Origin of the sequence: Vibrio sp. B1REV9, from assembly GCF_905175395.2 — a bacterium.
In the GTDB taxonomy this organism is placed as follows: domain Bacteria; phylum Pseudomonadota; class Gammaproteobacteria; order Enterobacterales; family Vibrionaceae; genus Vibrio; species Vibrio alfacsensis.
Genome location: NZ_CAJIMW020000045.1, coordinates 1 through 502, shown reverse-complemented (window position 1 = coordinate 502; position 502 = coordinate 1). Strand labels below are relative to the sequence as shown.

Annotated in this window: 1 protein-coding gene; it reads left to right on the top strand. The window is 45.0% G+C overall.

The genetic code is table 11. The features are described from left to right. The coding region (locus KHN78_RS00045) for a cation transporter (protein WP_211916562.1) at positions 1-502 on the top strand (502 nt) is incomplete at both ends.

Sequence of the window (502 nt, the reverse complement as noted above, 5' to 3'; positions counted from 1 at the left end):
AAAAGCGGACTTAGTTCCGGAGCAACTTCAAGCTTTGATTCATTACGACAACGAAGACGTTCAATCAGAGTTTGTTCGTAATAATGAAAACACATCTGAAGTCACGCTGTCTCTTGAGGGTGTTTCTTGTGCGGCTTGTGCTTGGCTTATCGAAAAACAAGTTTCCGCAGTTGAAGGCTTGGTATCGATTCGTGTCAATACCACGACCAACCGTGCGCTCCTAGCTTGGGATAAAACACAAGTACGTCTAAGTGAATTGTTGTCCGTCATTCACAAACTGGGCTATAAAGCGGCACCATTTGAAGCGGACAAACAAGAAGCGGCGTATCATCAAACCATGAAGCAATACCTCTACCGTCTTGGTATTGCAGGCCTTGCGACAATGCAAGTCATGATGCTTGCTGTTGCGCTCTACCTTGAAGTCTTCGGTGATTTAGAACCAGAGTTTAAAAGCTACTTTCGTTGGGTGAGTTTGATCTTTGCAACGCCCGTCTTGCTTTAC